A 15,387-nucleotide genomic window follows, 5' to 3' on the forward strand; every position below is an offset into this window, starting at 1 on the left:
GGGGGGAGGGAGAAGGCTACGCTCGCGGTGAAGCCTGCTATCACCATCACCATCACCGCCCTCCCTCGAGCTGTCGGCGCTGGACGCGTTCGTAGATCAACAGCGGCAGCAGCAGCACGCCGAGCAGGACCACAGCGATCGCGGAGGCGACCGGCCAGTCGCGGTTGGTGAAGAATTCCAGCCACAGCGTCTGGCCGATCATCTGCGAGTTGGAGCCGGCGAGCAGATCCGGGATCACGAACTCGCCGACGATCGGGATGAAGCACAACAGCACGCCGGCGCCGATGCCGGGCAGCGACAGCGGGAACGTCACCAGCCAGAACGCGCGCCGCGGCGAGGCGCCGAGATCGGCCGCCGCTTCGCCGAGCGAGGCCGGCAGCTTGGCGAGCGTCGCGTACAGCGGCAGCACCATGAACGGCAGATAGGAATAGACGATGCCGATATACATCGCGGTGTCGGTCGACAGCCACACCATCGGTGCCGAGATCAGATGCAGCGCCAGCAGCGTCTTGTTGAGCAACCCGTCGTGCTGGAGGATGTTGATCCAGGCATAGATGCGGATCAGGAACGAGGTCCAGAACGGCACGATCACCAGCATCATCGCCAAAGGCTGCCAGCGTCGCGGCAGCCGCGCCATCGCATAGGCGATCGGATAGCCGATCAGCAGCAGGATCGCGGTCGACACCGCCGCCACCACGAGGCTGCGCAGATAGGACAGCACATAGAGATTGTCCGAGATCAGCAGCCGGAAGTTATCGAGCGACAGCGCCGCGAACGCCGCAATTAGGGCGTCCCAGCCGGCGGCGAGATCGAACACCGGCGTGTAAGGCGGCTGCGCGATCGCGCTCTGCGACAGGCTGATCTTCACCACGAAGCCGAACGGCACCAGGAAGAACAGCGCCATCCACAGATACGGCGCGATCACCGCCAGCCGCGCCGGGCGGGTGAAGATCTGGCGTGCGCCGCTCATCGCCATTCCCTCATATAAGTGCCCTCATCTATCCAGCACCACGCAATCATCCGGCGCGAACCACGCCACGACATGCTGACCGGTCTGGTACACGTCGCTGTCGAGCCGCGTGGTGTTGGCCATCTTGGCCTGCAGCACGGCGCCGGCGTCGAGCCGGAGCTTGTAGCTGGTCAGCCCGCCGACATAGCCGACCTCGACGATCTCGCCGTCGAGCCGGTTCATCGCGTCGGCATGGCCGGGATCGGCCGCCGGGCCGCGGCGCGACAGCTTGATCTTCTCGGGACGGATGGCCAGCGCGACCGATGTCGCTTCGATCGGCTGAGACGGCGCGGTTGCTGTCAGCAAGCCGGCATCGCTGGTCGCCACGGTAAGCCTGCCGTGCTCGCGCGCCGTGATGGTACCATCCAGAATGTTGACGTCGCCGACAAACTCCGCGACCCAGCGCGACGCCGGCGTCTCGTACAGCCGGCGCGGCGTCGCGACCTGCTCGAGCTTGCCGGCGCGCATCACGCCGATCCGGTCGGCCACTGTCATCGCCTCGTCCTGATCGTGGGTGACGATGACGAAGGTGGTGCCGAGCCGCTTCTGCAGTGCAATCAGTTCGAGCTGGGTGTTTTCACGCAGCTTCTTGTCGAGCGCCGCCATCGGCTCGTCCAGCAGCAGCAGTTTCGGCCGCCGCGCCAAGGCGCGCGCGAGCGCGACGCGCTGCTGCTGGCCGCCGGAGAGCTGGTCGGGGCGACGCTTCTCCATGCCCTCGAGCTTCGCCAGCGCCACCATCTCGGCGACGCGCTGCTGGATCTCCTTGCGCGGCAGGCCGGCGCGTTTCAGCCCGAACGCGATGTTGTTCGCGACGCTGAGATGCGGAAACAGCGCGTAGTTCTGGAACATCATGTTGACGGGACGCTCGTGCGGCAGCACCGGCGCGATGTCCTCGCCGCCGAGCAGGATGCGGCCGCTGTCCGGAGTCTCGAAGCCGGCGAGCATCCGCAGCAGCGTGGTCTTGCCGCAGCCGCTCGGCCCGAGCAGCGCGAAAAATTCGCCGGCCTTGATATCGAGCGACAGCCCGTCGACTGCGACGAATCCGCCGAAGCGCTTCTCCACCGCCTCGATCCGCAACAGCGGTGCACCGGCAATCTCGGCCGGCGCCGCATCCCCAGCGTGCTCAGTCATATCTTCGGCGTTCCGCCCCCATGCTCGACCGATCAGAACCGCAAAGCTGTAGCGGCCAATCGCGGGCGGCTCAACAGGCGCGACGCACGGGCTCGGTACGCCGCGCGACGCCGACGCTTCCGTCAGTCCTCGGCGTCGGGCGTCGGGATTGCCGGATCGCTGTCCGGCGTACTCAGGCTCCACATCGCGTCGAACATCGAGGCCTGAAACGCCGCGAACTCGGCGCTGTCGATGATCAGCCCATAGCTCTCCCGCGCCGACGAGATCAGGCAGACCTTGTTGCCGTAGATGAAACAGGTCATCGACAGCGTGTGCTCGTGCGGCGCGTAGCGCAGCTCGCGGCACAGCTCCTGGCTGGACGGCCAGATCGGCGCGATGTCGCGCTCCACCGAGCGGATCACCCGCAGCCAGATGCCGCGGCGGGCACGCTCCTGCAGATAGCGCTCCATCTCTTCGAGGCCGGGCTCCGCCATCAGCTCGCGCATCGACAGCGTCGCGCGCAGCACCTGGTCGCCGCCGGACAGTGTATCCCACAGCGTGGTGCGGATGCCCTCTGGCCCCGGATGGAAGCGCACGTTCGGCTGGCCGCTCTCGTGGTGATACATCGAGCGCAGCACCGGCATCACGTCTTCCAGCATCTGCCGGCGCGCTTCCAGCCGCTCCAGCAGAATGCCGGGCTCCTGGGCGACCACGAAGCGGCGCTTGCCGTGGTCGACGAAGCGGACCAGCCCCTCGGCCTCGAGCTTGGCCAGCGCGTCGTGCGCCGTGGTGCGCGGCAGGCCGGCCTTGGCGGCGACCGCCGTCACCGACGCGCCGCCGAGCCCGACCGCCGTCAGATAAAGCTTGTAGAGCGACCCCGTGATGCCGATCCGGGCCAGTTTCGCTTCGATATCCACCATCATTCCCCACAGCGCCGGCAGGCCGACCATGTCCGATAAGAACTTCGACGTCTATTGTCGGATTTCTCCGACATTTAACAGTCGGATTCGGCAGATTTGACCGCCACGTCGGCAAATGGCGTCACTATGTGCAGCATTTGTGCGGTTATGCCTGATTTCTATTCGAGCAGCCCACGATTCTAGATTGACGGAATTACCCGACATATTCATGTTGTGACGGTGCCTCGCTGTGGAGCGCACGACCAAAGGAGGAGTGCAATGGAAGCGGAAGCCGATGCGGGCCGCCTACCGGTCGAAAAAACAGGGCCACGAACCACGATGTTGCAGAACGCCTTTTCGGGCCGCCCGATGCGCGCGGCTGTCGGCCTGACGGCCTTCTTCGCGATCTGGCAGGCGATCACTCAGTTCGGCCTGGTCGACGGCTTCCTGCTGCCCTCGCCTTTCGCCATCGCCCAGGCGCTGTGGCAGATGGCGCTCGACGGCTCCTTGTGGGTGCATCTCGGCGCCAGCCTGCAGCGTGTCGCGGTCGGTTTTCTGCTCGCCTGCATCGTCGGGCTGGCGCTCGGCCTGCTCTGCGGCTGGTGGCGCACTGTGTCGGACTATGTGCGGCCGGTGATCGAAGCGCTGCGGCCGATCCCGCCGCTGGCGTGGATCCCGATCACCATCCTGTGGTTCGGCCTCGGCGACGCCGCCTCCTACTTCCTGGTTTTCCTCGGCGCCGTCTTCCCGGTGTTCATCGCCACCTACACGGCGATCCGCGGCCTCGACCGCAATCAGATGAACGCGGCGTTGTGCCTCGGCGCTAAGCCCTGGCAGCTGTTCACCGACGTGCTGATCCCCGCCTCACTTCCGATCATCCTGCCGGGCCTGCGCATCGCGCTCGGCGTCGGCTGGATGTGCGTCGTCACCGCCGAACTGATCGCCGCCCAGACCGGCCTCGGCTACCTGATCCAGCAGTCGCGCATGCTCTTCCAGATCAACAACGTCGTCGCCGGCATGGTGACCATCGGACTGATCGGCTTCGCGATGTCCGCCATCCTTGAACGCATCGAGCGGCGCGTGAACGCGTGGGCTCCTTCCGAGCGCAGCTGAGGCACCCCATGACCGCAAATCTCGCATTGGCCACTCCAGCTATTCCCGCTGCCGCGCCGGCCACCGCCGCCCGCGCCGCAGCCGCCGAAGTCCAGATCGACATCCGCAACGTCGGCAAGGTCTACGACTCCAAAACAACCCACCAGGCGGTGATCGCGCTCGACGGCGTGTCGCTGCGTATCAAGAAAGGCGAGTTCATCTCGCTGCTCGGCCCGTCGGGCTGTGGAAAGTCGACGCTGCTCAGCATCATCGCCGGCTTTCAATCGGCCTCGAGCGGCCAGATCCTGCAGAACGGCCGGCCGATCTCCAAGCCCGACGCCTCGCGCACCGTCGTATTCCAGGACTACGCGCTGTTCGGCTGGATGACGGTGCAGCAGAACGTGGAGTTCGGCCTCAAGGCGAAGGGCATGCCCAAGGCGCAGCGCGCCGAGATCGCCCGCGCGCTGATCAAGACCGTTCACCTCTCCGGTTTCGAAGACAAATATCCCCACCAGATGTCCGGCGGCATGAAGCAGCGCGCCGCGATCGCCCGCGCGCTGGCGCCCGATCCCGACATTCTGTTGATGGACGAGCCGTTCGGCGCGCTCGATGCGCAGACCCGCGTGCTGCTGCAGGAAGAAATCGCCCGCATCTCCACCGAAGCCGGCAAGACCGTGATTTTCGTGACCCACGGCATCGACGAGGCGGTGTTCCTCGCCGACCGCGTCGTGGTGATGAGCCCGCGGCCCGGCCGCGTGCGCGACGAGGTGCTGGTGCCACTGCCGCGGCCGCGCACCGCCGAAATGCGATCCGATCCATGGTTTGTCTCCACGGTCAAAGACCTGTGGGAGACGCTGAAGCCTGAATGGCAAAAGGGGGACTAAGCCGTGACCATCAACCTATCGCGCCGCCGCTTCGGACATCTCGCCGCCGGCTTTGTCGCCACCATGCCGCTCGCGGCGCCCTCCATCCTGCGGGCGCAGGGAGCCGACGTCGTCAAGATGGGCTGGTTCAACACCACCACGGTGTCGGCCCAGATCGCCCATGTGCTGATGCGCACCGATATCGCGGAGCGTCACGGCCTGAAGATGGAGATGATCCAGCTCGCCGCCTCGCCAGCGATCACCGAAGCGCTGGTCTCCGGCGCCGCCGACATCGGCACGCTGTCCGACTTCGCGGCCGTCACCACCATGGCGATCGGCGCGCCGGTCACGACCGTATCGTCGCAGGCGATCTTCCGCTCCGCGGTGCTCACCACCAAGAAGTCGGGCATCACTGATCTCGCCGGCCTCAAGGGCAAGCAGGTATTCGGCACCTTCGGCATCACCGCCTTCCAGAACGCGCAGGAAGCCGTGGCGAAGGCCGGCCTGACACCCGGCAAGGACGTCACCTTCGTCAACGTCGGCCCGGCGGAACTCGCCGACGCGGTCGGCGCGCAGCGCATCGACGCGTTCTTCACTTACGATCCGTTCGTGTCGTTCTTCGAGAACGCCGGCTTCGCCCAGGTGGTGTCGCAGAACGTCACGCCGGTGATCGTGCTCAGCGCCAACAACCGCTTCTTCAAGGAGCGTCCGGAAGTGCTGAAGCGGATGCTGACGGCGAATTCCGAAGCGCTGTTCTTCGCCAGCCAGAACCACGATCTCGTCAACGGTTGGTTCCGCACGCTGGAGCCCGCCAAGAACATCCCGGTCGAAGTCCTCGAGAAGGCCTCAAGCTACGATCCGGCGTGGAGCGCCAAATCGTTCACCGACGTCAAGGCGACGCTGACGCCGGCGCAAATCGCCAAGATGGACACGCTCGCCAAATGGGGCGTCGAGAACAAGCTGCTGCCGCGCGTGCCTGACATCAGCAAGTTCGTCGACACCACCATCGCCAGCGCGGCCGACAAGGAGGCCGCGGCGAAGGGCTTCGATCCGAAAAGCGTGAAGATCACCCGCGCCTGATCCGGCTCTGGTTGGACGTTCTGAGTTCGTCATGCCCGGGCTTGTCCCGGGCATCCACGCCTTGGAGCTCCAACCTCAGCAAAGACGTGGATGGCCGGGACGAGCTCGGCCATGACGAAAGCTGCGAGTGAGAGAGTTGCACGACCTGGTATCAAAGCCACAGCGCCATTTCGATTTCGCGCAAATGTCCGGCGCGGATCGGTACCGCTTGCTCGCCTCAACTATCATGCCGCGGCCGATCGCCTGGGTGGTGACGCGGGCGCCGGACGGCTGTGTCAATGCGGCGCCCTACTCGTTTTTCAATCTGTTCGGCGCCGATGATCCGGTCATCGCGCTCGGCATTCTGGCCCGGCCCGGCGCACCGAAAGACACCGCCACGAATATCCGCGCCACCGGCGAGTTCGTCGTCAATCTCGTGCCGTTCGATCTCGTCGGAGCGATGAACGCGACTTGCGTCGATGCCCCCCCGGACGTCGACGAACTCGAACTCGCCGGACTCACGACGCTTCCGAGCGTCGCGATCGCGCCGCCGCGGATCGCCGCTTCGCCGGTCGCGTTCGAATGCAAACTCACGCACCTGCTCGACACCGGCCCCGGCCAGTCGCTGGTGGTCGGACAGATCCTGCACGCCCATTACGCACAGCACGTCCTCACCGGCGATCCGCAGCGCCCGCGCGTCGATCATGCCGCGCTCGATCTCGTCGGCCGGATGCACGGCGCCTCCACCTACACCCGCACCCGCGATTTGTTCGATCTCGACCGTCCGCTCTGGCAGGACGCGAAGATCACCGCCACCACCGCATCATAAGGACTCCTCAGATGGCTAAGTTGAAAGTCGCGGCCGTTCAGGCGACCACCGTTCCGTTCGACGCCGCGGCGGCGACCGCCCGTACTGTGGCGCTGATCGGCGAAGCCGCCGCCAAGGGCGCGAAGATCGCGGTGTTTCCGGAGGCGTTCATCGGCGGCTATCCGAAGGGACTCGACTTCGGCTGCGTCGTCGGCCGCCGCACGCCGGAAGGCCGCGAGGATTTCGCCCGCTACGTGCGCGGATCGATCAGCATCCCGGGCCCGGAGGTCGATCAACTGGTCGCCGCCTGCGCCGATCACGACGTCCACGCCGTGGTCGGCGTGATCGAGCGCGACGGCGGCACGCTGTATTGCACCGCGTTGTATCTGGCCCCCACAGGCCTGCTCGGCATCCATCGCAAGATCATGCCGACCGGCTCGGAGCGCCTCGTGTGGGGCTTCGGCGACGGCTCGACGCTGACCGTGGTCGACACCCCCTACGGCAAGCTCGGCGGCGCGATCTGCTGGGAGCACTACATGCCGCTGATGCGCGCCGCCTATTACGCCAAAGGCGTGCAGATCTGGGCGGCGCCGACCGCCGACGACCGCGACAGCTGGATCGCCACCATGCGCCACATCGCGCTGGAAGGCCGCTGTTTCGTGATCGGCGCCTGCCAGGTGATGCGCCGCTCGGACTTCCCGGCCGACTATGCGAGCCGGATCGAGGCCGGCCCGGACGAGTGGATGATGCACGGCCGCTCGGTGATCGTCGGGCCGCTCGGCGAAATCCTCGCCGGCCCACTACTCGACGAGGAAGGCATCCTCACCGCCGATATCGACACCGACGATATTCTCGGATCGACGCTCGATTTCGACGCGGTTGGACACTATTCGCGGCCGGACCTGTTCACGCTGCATGTCGACGAACGGTCGCAGACGCCGGTCGCGTTCGGCGCCGGCAAAGCCAAGCAGTAACCGCGATCGATCGTACGTGGCGACCGCAGGCGGGCGATCAGCCTGCCTGCCGGGCGCGGGCCGAGGCGTCGCCGAGGCGCGGCGACAATCCGACCAGCCAGGGATAATCGTCGATCGGCGCCGGGCGGCCGATCAGATAGCCCTGCACCGCGTCGCAGCCTTCTTCGACCAGGAAGTCGAGCTGCTCCTGGGTCTCGACGCCCTCGGCCACCAGTGACACGCCGAGGCCGTGACCGAGCCCGATCACCGCACGCACGATCGCGGCGGACTGCACGTTGCGGCCGAGATTCATGATGAAGGCGCGGTCGATCTTGATCTTGTCGAACGGGAACGCCTGCAGATAGGTCAGCGACGAGTAGCCGCTGCCGAAATCGTCCATCGAGACGCGAACGCCGAGCGCCTTGAGCCGGCGCAGCAGCGACAGGCCGCGCTCGAAATCCTCGATCAGCACGCCCTCGGTGATTTCGAGTTCGAGCCGGCCCGGCTGCAGCCCGGTCTCTATCAGCACCCGGTGCACGAAGGCGACGAGATCACTGTTGAGGAATTGCGCCGGCGACAGGTTGACGGCGATCTGCAGCGACTTCGGCCAGGCCGCCGCCTGCCGGCAGGCCTCGCGGAGAATCCACTCGCCAATCTCGACGATCAGCCCGCTCTCTTCCGCCAGTGGAATGAACTCCGACGGCGGGACGAAGCCGCGGCTCGGATGCTTCCAGCGCGCCAGCGCCTCGAAACCGACGATATTGGTTTCGGCGAGCAGTTTGCTGCTCGAAGCCTGCGGCTGATAGTACAGCGACAATTCGCCGTTGCGGATCGCGCTCGACAGGTCCTGATGCAGCGCCCGGCGGTCGCGGATCTGCATGTCCATCTCGGGCGCGAACACGCTGATCGTGCCGCGCGCCCTGGCCTTGGCACGGAACAGCGCGGCCCCCGCATTGGCGAGCAGCGAAGCGGCGTCCTTGCCGTCGCGCGGGAACAAGGCGATCCCGGTGGTGACGCCGGTCCGCACCGTCTTGCCGTCGATCTCGAAGCCGTCGGCCAGCTCGCGTGCGACGCGCTCGGCGAGTTCGTATCCCGCCGCAGGCTGGCGGCCGTCGATCAGCAGGCCGAATTCGTCGCCGCTGAGCCGGGCCACGATGCCGCCGCGGGACGCCGTTTCGATCCGCCGCGCGACCTCGATCAGCAGCTTGTCGCCGATCGCATGGCCGAACACGTCGTTGATCTCGGCGAGGCCGTCGAGATCGACCGTCAGCACGGCGAACTCGTCGGACGCGCAGTCGCACGCCTCGATCATCTGCGACAGCGACTTCAGGAAGGCCGTCCGGTTGGGCAAGCCGGTCAGGCCGTCGTGATACGCCATATGCGCCATCCGCGCCTCGGTCTGGCGGCGGTCGGTGACGTCGACATGGGTCTTGATCAGATAGGTCTCGGCGCCGGCCGCGTCGGCCACGGTGATGCGGCGGGTCACGAACAGCCGCAGCCCGCTCTTGGTGCTGATCGGATGTTCTTCGACCATCAGGCCGCCCTTGCGGATCGCCAGGTCGTCGCGCTCGCCGATCAGCCGCGCTTCCTTGGCGTTGAAGATCTCGCCCGACGTCAGGCCGAGCGCGTCTTCGCGGCGGCGGTTGAGGATCACTTCGGCGCCGCGGTTGGCCAGCACATAGCGGCCGCTGCTGCTGTTCTGCACCGTCAGCGCGACCGGGATGTTGTCCACGACCAGCTCGAGGAATTTCCGCGTCTTGTCGAGCTCGCGCGCCAGCGCCTGACGTTCGGTCACGTCCTGAAACAGCGCGATGATGAATTCCGGTTCGTTGCGCTCGTTGCGGGCGACCACGCGCTCGGACGCGAGCACCAGATCGCGGCGGCCGAATTCGATGGTCAGCTCGGAGCGATACTCACCCTTGCCCGAAGCGAGCGCCGCCTGGTCCGCCTCGCGGATCGCGGCTGCCGAGCGCGGCGGATAGAGGTCGTCCGCGGTCGCGCCGATGATCTTCTCGCGCGGCATCTTCGACAGCTTTTCGAAGGCGCGGTTGGCGAGGATGTAGCGGCCGTCCTCGATGTTCTTGGCGGCGACGCAGACCGGGATGTTGTCGATCACCGACTCGAGAAACTGGCTGGTGGTCGAAAGCTGCTTGGAAACCCGGCGCAGCTCGGTGCAGTCATTGTGTGTCGAGATCGTCCCGCCGTTGGCCAGGTAGGAGAACTTGACCTGGACGAAGCGGCCGTCCGGCAGTTCGCTGATATGCCCCTCCGGCGTGGCGGCGCATTTCAGGAATTCCTTGTTGCTGAGGTCGAGCGTGCCGCGCGCCCGGCGCAGCGACAGCAGGTCCCGCGCGGCCATGCCGTACACCACGTCGGCCCGCGTCAGGCCGTACATCTCCAGATAGCGATCGTTGCAGAACACCAGCGCCCGCTGGCGTCGGAGATCACGACGCCCTGCTGCAGCTTGCTCAGCACCGAATCGACCAGCATGTTCTTGCGGTGCTCGGCGCGCCGCAGGCGGCGGATTACCGAGGTCGCCCATAGCGCGACTGCGCTGGTGACCGAGGCGAGCACGACGCCGCCGATCAACAACTCCCAGATCAGCTCGGGCTCGAGTTCGCCGAGATAGCCGCTGGGCTGCAGAACCGCTTCCGCCGGCGCAGCGGAGGTCGAGGCGAAAAGCAAAGCCACCGCCGCAGCCACCGCTGCCCCGCTGCTTGCCTTCCCATTCCTCAGCACCATGAACCACCCGGCAATTGCTGGTGAATAGTTTCGCGTCTGACTTATTTTGAACGCGTAAACACCACAGGTTCGTCATCCCGATCGTGACCCAGTTTTCATCAATTGACCTGCGATGGTTAATCCCGCGATAACACTGCGCCCGGATCGGGCGGTGTCGGGAATGGGGAGCTATGGAACAGGTCGAATGCGTCGTGGTCGGCGCGGGGGTGGTTGGTCTGGCAATCGCGCGCCGGCTGGCGCAAGCGGGACGCGAAGTGATCGTGCTGGAGGCGGCCGAAGGGATCGGCACGGGGACGTCGTCCCGCAACAGCGAGGTGATCCACGCGGGCATCTATTATCGCGCCGGCAGCCTGATGGCGCGGCTTTGCGTCTCGGGCAAACAGGCGCTGTATGCCTATTGCAACGACCACGGCGTGCCGTACCGCAACTGCGGCAAGCTGATCGTCGCCACCACAGCGGCCGAAGCCGACAAGCTCGCGGCCATTCATTCCCATGCGGCCGCCAACGGTGTCGACGACCTGCGGACCCTCGACGGCGTCGCGGCGCACGCGCTGGAGCCGGCGCTCACCTGCGTCGCCGCCCTGCTGTCGCCCTCGACCGGAATCATCGACAGCCATGCCTATATGCTGGCGCTACGCGGCGATGCCGAGGCGGCCGGCGCGGCTTTCGCCTTTCACGCACCACTGCTGAGCGTGGCGTTCACCGGTGACGATCTGGTACTCGAGATCGGCGGTGAGACGCCGATGACTCTGGGCTGCCGGCTGCTGATCAATGCCGCCGGCCTCGGCGCGCCCGCGGTGGCACGCGCGATCGCGCCGATGCCGCCCGATCTGGTGCCGACCGCCTATCTGGCCAAAGGCAATTACTTCAGCTGCGGCGTCCGCGCGCCGTTCTCGCACCTGATCTATCCGGTCCCCGAGCCCGGCGGGCTCGGCGTGCATCTGACGCTCGACATGGCCGGCCAGGCCCGCTTCGGGCCGGACGTCGAATGGATCAACAGCATCGACTATGTGGTCGATCCGGCCCGGGCGGAGCGGTTCTATCCGGCGATCCGCAAATACTGGCCCGGGCTCCCGGACGGCGCGCTGGCGCCGGGCTATTCGGGGATCCGGCCCAAGATCGTCCCGCCCGCCGTCGCGGTGCAGGATTTCGTCATTCAGGGGCCGCAGACGCACGGCGTCGCCGGACTGATCAACTTGTTCGGCATCGAGTCACCGGGGCTGACCGCTTCGCTTGCGATTGCCGACTATGTGGTGGATCTGGTGGAAGCAGCGTAGCCACGCGTCACACGCAGCGGCACGATTGGAAGTCGGCACGCACAAATCACAGCGCCGAGACATGGAGCAATTACCGAGCGGTCGGCCGGCTACAATCGGCTGGCTGACCGTGGCAGATCCCGGTCTTGGCGCCGACGCCGAAGCGTCCCGGATGGATGGCGCAGACCGGAGTCCGTCACGTCGTTCGCGGAGATATCATCCTTCGTCGAAAGTCCAGCACGTGGGTGCCGAACATCGCGTACGAAGCAATGAGTTCGCCGCAGCCGTCAGATCAGTGGAGCGTTGTGGAGCTTTGCTTCAGCCGGTTGATTTCGTCCCGTACCATCAGTTTGCGACGTTTCAGCTCGGCGATGCGCAGATCGTCCGTGGAGGGATGGGCGAGCGCTTCGTGCAATTGGGACTCTAGAACTTTGTGCTTACGTTCAAGTTCGACGAGATGCGCCTGAAGTGCCATACGAAACCTCCTCTATGAGTGAGACTAGATTCCATCCGGACGAGTGAGTGTACATCTCTCAGTGCGGCTGTCGATGGTTTTGAAATATCTGCGTCATAATTACCCGGTCGTCTGAAACGATTCGGGAGTAGCCGGGTTGATAATCGGGCATCAATCGAGGTGGATCGGACGAAGTGCAACTACAACGTCTGCGGGCATTTTTCCCGCGCACTCCGCGGGCAAACGCGTCGGCCTGTTTTCTTAACGCCATCGCAATGATTATTCCGCCTAAGGTCGAGTTCGACGAACGAAGCAACCGCACCGCTTGCCGACGCGGTGCACAAAGGCGATAATCCGCGGAACATCATCTCCGCCACGGTCCGCGCCTCCCGCGGAGCGATCAACCTGTTTCTGGTCATGACCGACGAAGACGAAGGCGAGCTCGGTGCCGAGCTCGCGAAGCTGCAGCAGGAACACCGCGACCTCGACGCGGCGATCGATGCGCTGCAACATTCGCCGGCCCCCGACCTGCTGCGGTTACAGCGCCTGAAGAAGCGCAAGCTGGCGCTGCGCGACCGCATCTCTTTCATCGAAGATCAGATCACGCCGGACATCATCGCCTGATCGGCTGGCCGCAGGCTGCCCGGCGCTCGGCCTTGCGCGCATACATCGCGCGGTCGGCGGCGGCCAGCGCCTCCGCCGCATCCATATCCGCCGTCAGCATCGCAACGCCCGCCGACACACCGGCTGAAACCGTGTGGCTGCCGAACTGGATCGGTAGACGGTCCACCGTCTCCTCCAGGATTGCCGCCTTCTTGCGGGCGTCGGACTCGCTGAGATTCCACAGCAGCAGCGCGAACTCGTCTCCGCCCAGCCGCCCGATGAGATCCGAGGCGCGGACATGGCTGAGCAACGCCTCCACCACCGCTTTCAGCACGACGTCACCGGCGGCGTGGCCGAACGTGTCGTTGACCGGCTTGAGCCGGTCGACGTCGAGCATGATCAGCGCTCCACCGGCGCCGTAGCGCCTGATGTAGGCGAGCGCGCGATCGAGTTCCCGCTCGAAGCCGCGGCGATTGGCGATCCCGAGCAGGTAGTCGGTTTCCGCCGAAGCGCGCAGCTCGTCGATCTGCGCCAGCGCCGCCGCGAGCTGCACCTTCAGCCGCCGGATCTGCGCCTGCGGACCGGACGGCAGCCGGCCGGCACCGACACGGGCCCGCGGCGAAGACTTGGACGGTTCCTTGAAAGGTTCCTTGGCGGCCGCCCTGCCGGTCGCCTTGTTGGTGGATTTCGGGGCTTTCGCCTGCCCGTCGGCCATGCGCGGCGGCGTTTTGCCAGCAGCACCGGCCGAAACCTTGCTGGGCCGCGCCGTCGGGGATCGGGAGGGCGTCTTTTTCATCAGAATCAGCGTCAGAACCACCACAACCCTTGCCGGTCTTCACCAAGAAAGGATAGTGCATTCCCGGCGCCTTGGCCGCAATGCCGGCCGGCTCTATATTCCCCCTCTTATGTTTCTGGATTCGCGAAAGAATCGCTCGAATGACAGCCCCCATTGCGATCATCATGGGCAGCCAGTCGGACTGGGAAACGATGCGGCATGCCGCCGAGACCCTGACCGCGCTGGGCGTTGCCCATGATGCGCGGATCGTGTCCGCCCACCGCACGCCCGACCGGCTTTACAGCTTCGCCAAAGGGGCGAAAGCCGCCGGATTCAAGGTGGTTATCGCCGGGGCCGGCGGCGCGGCGCATCTGCCGGGCATGACGGCGGCGCTGACCGAGCTGCCGGTGTTCGGCGTTCCGGTCGAGTCGAAGGCCCTGTCGGGGGTCGATTCGCTGTATTCGATCGTGCAGATGCCGGCCGGCATCCCGGTCGGGACGCTGGCGATCGGCAAGGCCGGCGCCATCAATGCGGCGCTGCTCGCCGCCAGCGTGCTGGCGCTCGGCGACGACGCCTTGGCGCAGCGGCTGTCGGCATGGCGGAGCAAGCAGACCGACGCGATCGCCGAACGCCCGGAGGGCGCGGCGTGAGCGGTCCGGTCCAGAAGGTTCTCAAGCCCGGCGACACCATCGGTATTCTCGGCGGCGGCCAGCTCGGGCGGATGCTGGCGCTGGCCGCGGCACGGCTCGGCCTGCGCTGCCATGTGTTCTCGCCCGACCCGGATTCGCCGGCATTCGACGTGGTGCAGAACGCGACCTGCGCCGAATATGCCGACGTCGAGGCGCTGGAGATGTTCGCCGCCGACGTCGACGTCATCACCTATGAATTCGAGAACGTACCCGCCTCGGCCGCGCTGGTGCTGGCGGCCCGCAAGCCGGTGCTGCCCGACTACAAGATCCTCGAAACCACCCAGGACCGCTTGGGCGAGAAGGACTTCGTCACCAGGCTCGGCATCGGCACCGCCGGCTATGCGGACGTCACCTCGGTTCAGAGCCTGCGCGCCGCGATCGCCAAGCTCGGCCTGCCGGCCGTGTTGAAAACCCGCCGGTTCGGCTATGACGGCAAGGGCCAGGCGATGCTGCGCGACGGCGACGACATCGAAGCTGCCTGGGAGCGCCTGGAAACCCGCGCCGCCATCCTCGAATCCTTCGTGCCGTTCGAGCGCGAGGTCTCGGTGATCGCCGCGCGCGGCGCCGACGGCCAGGTGGTCTGCTACGACGTCACCGACAACGAGCACCGCGACCATATTCTCAAGATCTCGCGCGCCCCGGCGGCCGTGAGCGACGCGATCGCCGCCGAGGCGCGGCGGATTGCCACCGCCATCGCCGACGCGCTCGGCTATGTCGGGGTGCTCGGCGTCGAGATGTTCGTGGTCCCGGACGGCAATGGCGCCCGCGTGCTGGTCAACGAGATCGCGCCCCGGGTGCACAATTCCGGGCACTGGACGCTGGACGGCGCTTCGGTGTCACAGTTCGAGCAGCACATCCGGGCGATCGCCGGCTGGCCGCTGGCCCAGCCGCTGCGCCACGGCACCGTGACCATGACCAATCTGATCGGCCACGACGTCGACGACTATGCCCAGTGGCTGGCGGTTCCGGGCGCGACGGTGCACCTCTACGGCAAGCGCAGCGCCCTGCCCGGCCGCAAAATGGGCCACGTCACCGTGGTCGAACCGGCCGCCAAACCGTAGGTTCGGCCGACCAA

At 66.2% G+C, this 15,387-nt stretch carries 14 protein-coding genes and 1 pseudogene; 9 read left to right on the plus strand and 6 right to left on the minus strand.

The window, feature by feature from the left end; all coding sequences use genetic code 11:
* Positions 1-52: 52 nt before the first annotated feature.
* From IP86_RS21505 to IP86_RS21515, 3 genes are all read right to left on the minus strand, one after another.
* Positions 53-970, minus strand: coding sequence for an ABC transporter permease (locus tag IP86_RS21505; protein WP_054164502.1), 918 nt, complete (start codon positions 968-970; stop codon positions 53-55).
* A gap of 24 nt (positions 971-994) precedes the next feature.
* Positions 995-2,140, minus strand: coding sequence for an ABC transporter ATP-binding protein (locus tag IP86_RS21510; protein ID WP_054164477.1), 1,146 nt, complete (start codon positions 2,138-2,140; stop codon positions 995-997).
* Positions 2,141-2,262: 122 nt separating this feature from the next.
* The gene (locus IP86_RS21515; protein ID WP_054164478.1) at positions 2,263-3,069 is read right to left on the minus strand and encodes a TrmB family transcriptional regulator; all 807 of its coding nucleotides are present in this window, start codon (positions 3,067-3,069) and stop codon (positions 2,263-2,265) included.
* Positions 3,070-3,357: 288 nt separating this feature from the next.
* On the opposite strand from IP86_RS21515, the gene IP86_RS21520 reads away from it, so the two are divergent.
* The 5 genes from IP86_RS21520 to IP86_RS21540 all read left to right on the plus strand — a co-directional run bounded on the left by IP86_RS21520 (position 3,358) and on the right by IP86_RS21540 (position 7,814).
* Entirely contained in the window at positions 3,358-4,131 is a 774-nt protein-coding gene (locus IP86_RS21520) for an ABC transporter permease (RefSeq protein WP_245290701.1), read from the plus strand.
* A gap of 8 nt (positions 4,132-4,139) precedes the next feature.
* A complete protein-coding gene (locus tag IP86_RS21525; RefSeq protein ID WP_054164480.1) occupies positions 4,140-4,994 on the plus strand; it encodes an ABC transporter ATP-binding protein in 855 nt (284 codons plus the stop codon).
* Between the two features lie 3 nt (positions 4,995-4,997).
* Positions 4,998-6,053, plus strand: coding sequence for an ABC transporter substrate-binding protein (locus IP86_RS21530; protein WP_054164481.1), 1,056 nt, complete (start codon positions 4,998-5,000; stop codon positions 6,051-6,053).
* A 208-nt stretch (positions 6,054-6,261) separates the two neighbouring features.
* Positions 6,262-6,861, plus strand: a complete 600-nt coding sequence (locus IP86_RS21535) for a flavin reductase family protein (RefSeq protein ID WP_245290702.1) — start codon at positions 6,262-6,264, stop codon at positions 6,859-6,861.
* 11 nt (positions 6,862-6,872) lie between these two features.
* Positions 6,873-7,814 (plus strand): carbon-nitrogen hydrolase family protein, encoded by a 942-nt coding sequence (locus IP86_RS21540; RefSeq protein WP_054164483.1) that lies wholly within the window; start codon positions 6,873-6,875, stop codon positions 7,812-7,814.
* A 37-nt stretch (positions 7,815-7,851) separates the two neighbouring features.
* On the opposite strand, the pseudogene IP86_RS21545 reads toward IP86_RS21540, so the two are convergent.
* Positions 7,852-10,535, minus strand: a pseudogene (locus IP86_RS21545) (sensor domain-containing protein).
* Between the two features lie 170 nt (positions 10,536-10,705).
* Between IP86_RS21545 and IP86_RS21550 the strand changes: the two are divergent.
* Positions 10,706-11,812: an NAD(P)/FAD-dependent oxidoreductase gene (locus tag IP86_RS21550; protein ID WP_054164484.1), complete on the plus strand. Its 1,107-nt coding sequence runs from the start codon at positions 10,706-10,708 to the stop codon at positions 11,810-11,812.
* Positions 11,813-12,083: 271 nt separating this feature from the next.
* Here IP86_RS21550 and IP86_RS21555 read toward each other — a convergent pair whose 3' ends face one another.
* Positions 12,084-12,266, minus strand: coding sequence for a YdcH family protein (locus tag IP86_RS21555; protein WP_054164485.1), 183 nt, complete (start codon positions 12,264-12,266; stop codon positions 12,084-12,086).
* A 396-nt stretch (positions 12,267-12,662) separates the two neighbouring features.
* On the opposite strand from IP86_RS21555, the gene IP86_RS21560 reads away from it, so the two are divergent.
* A complete protein-coding gene (locus tag IP86_RS21560; RefSeq protein WP_054164503.1) occupies positions 12,663-12,869 on the plus strand; it encodes a YdcH family protein in 207 nt (68 codons plus the stop codon).
* On the opposite strand, the gene IP86_RS21565 is transcribed toward IP86_RS21560, so the two are convergent.
* Positions 12,859-13,563 carry a GGDEF domain-containing protein gene (locus tag IP86_RS21565; RefSeq protein ID WP_502694011.1) on the minus strand — a complete coding sequence of 235 codons (705 nt, stop codon included), beginning with the start codon at positions 13,561-13,563 and terminating at the stop codon, positions 12,859-12,861. The genes IP86_RS21560 and IP86_RS21565 overlap by 11 nt on opposite strands.
* A gap of 221 nt (positions 13,564-13,784) precedes the next feature.
* Here IP86_RS21565 and purE point away from each other — a divergent pair, with 221 nt between their 5' ends.
* Both purE and IP86_RS21575 read left to right on the plus strand, forming a co-directional pair.
* Positions 13,785-14,273 carry a 5-(carboxyamino)imidazole ribonucleotide mutase gene (gene purE / locus IP86_RS21570; protein WP_054164486.1) on the plus strand — a complete coding sequence of 163 codons (489 nt, stop codon included), beginning with the start codon at positions 13,785-13,787 and terminating at the stop codon, positions 14,271-14,273.
* The gene (locus IP86_RS21575) at positions 14,270-15,373 is read left to right on the plus strand and encodes a 5-(carboxyamino)imidazole ribonucleotide synthase (RefSeq protein WP_054164487.1); all 1,104 of its coding nucleotides are present in this window, start codon (positions 14,270-14,272) and stop codon (positions 15,371-15,373) included. The genes purE and IP86_RS21575 overlap by 4 nt, the downstream gene beginning before the upstream one ends.
* Positions 15,374-15,387 lie beyond the last annotated feature (14 nt).

It is taken from the genome of Rhodopseudomonas sp. AAP120 (assembly GCF_001295845.1).
Classification (GTDB): Bacteria; Pseudomonadota; Alphaproteobacteria; order Rhizobiales; family Xanthobacteraceae; genus Rhodopseudomonas.